The organism is Methylobacterium sp., from assembly GCF_019750675.1.
Lineage (GTDB): Bacteria > Pseudomonadota > Alphaproteobacteria > Rhizobiales > Beijerinckiaceae > Methylobacterium.
Genome location: NZ_JAIEOF010000250.1, coordinates 1 through 1,625 on the forward strand (window position 1 = coordinate 1; position 1,625 = coordinate 1,625).

1 pseudogene is annotated in these 1,625 nt (G+C 70.4%); it reads left to right on the top strand.

The annotated features are described in order from the left end of the window. Nucleotides 1-1,625 (top strand): annotated as a pseudogene (locus K2X24_RS12810) (hypothetical protein); the annotation flags it as partial.

The window sequence follows — 1,625 nt, forward strand, 5'->3', positions numbered from 1 at the left end:
ACGCGCCCGACGAGGGGGCGGCTCTCAAAGCCTTCCAGGGGCTTTCCCAGGCGCCGAAGGCCGCTCCTGCTGCCCCGTCGCTCGCTGGCGCTGCCAACTCAATCCTGGGCGCAGCGAAGGACGTCGGCCGGTCGTTCGAAAGCGGAGCGGACATCGGAGGTGTGGCTGGGCTCGTGGGATTGCCGAACGCGGCGATGCATTTCGTCGACCGCACTGCGCTGGCACCAGCAGCGCAAGCTATCGTCAGAGCGACGGGCCGCGTGCCAGCGAGCGATATGCCGGGTGGTGATAAACGCCCGACGATTGCAGACGGATTCCCATCCCCTGAGGCGGTGACGCGCTCCATGGAGCAAGTGACCGGCCCGGCGTACAAGCCTCAGACCACAGTTGGCGAGGTGGCTCATACCTTGGGCGAGTTCGCGCCAAATGCGCTCGCTGGCGGCGCTGGTGCGGCGCTGCGAGCTGGCGAGACCGCTGCACAGACTGCGGCGCGTGTTGCGGCCAAACGCTCGGACCTCCTCGGCAAGGGGACGGTCACCCAGGTCGTTGCCCCTGCTCTCGCCAGCGAAGGCGCGGGCCGCGCGGCGCGCGAGGTGTCCCCGGACATGGAAGCGCCGGCACGCCTCGTCGGTGCGCTTGCGGGTGGCGTCGGCGCGGCTGTGGCTCAGGCTCCACGAGGCGCATCTGCTGTCCGCGAGGGCCTGGAGGGGTTCTCGGCGGAGCAGCTTGCCGCCGCTCAAGCGCTTCGGGCCGAAGCACGAGCCCTTCCAGGTGGCGGCATCGAGCTTCCCCTCGACGAAGCCCTGAATCAAGTTACCGGTGGCCAAGCCTCGCGTCTGTCGCAGCTCGCCCGCGTCGTGGCCAATTCAGGGGGTGAGGGCCAGCGCATCGCGAGCGAGGTCTATTCCGCGCGTCCAGGTCAGATCGAGGCGGCGGGCCGTGCGGCGTTCGACGGCCTCGCCGAGAAAAGCACGTCTCCGACTGCGCTCGGCGGTGCTGTGCAAGATGCGGCCCGTGCTGGCCTCGCCGAGACGCCGCAGGGCATGGCGCTCACCGAAGCGCGCGTTGCGGCAGGACCGCGGGTCACCCCCGAGCAGGCCGGACAGATCATCCAGCCCGAGCTTCGGCGTGCCTATGATCGGCGCGAGGGCATGCGCGCTGCCTTGGCTGAGCCTGAGTACGATGCTGCACGGCAAGCTCCTGAGACCGTCGGCATCGAGCGCACCATCGAGGTCGAGCGCCCGGGGGAGCCCATCGTCACCCAGCCGGTCTACAGCCGCCCGCGCTTCGATGACGGGGCGCCCCGCCCGGCGGAGCCTTTCACGCCGCCGGCGGCCGAAGCGACCGGCCCGGCCGGCAAGAGCCTGGCGCGGTTCATCGCCGAGAACGGCGGCCTGCGGCTCGACGGCGATGCGGCAGCGACGGATCTGCATCGCTACGTGGTGCCGGGCGTCGGCAAGGTCGCGCGTCCGGACGGCAAGGGGCTGGATAATTTCTGGCGCGAGCGGCTGATTGAGGAAGGGTACTTCCGTCCGGACGCCGACGGCGGCATGGCCCGGGACATCGGCCCCGAGCTGCTGCGCAAGCTCCAGAACGAGCAGCGCGGCTTCCCGTCGTACCCGCTC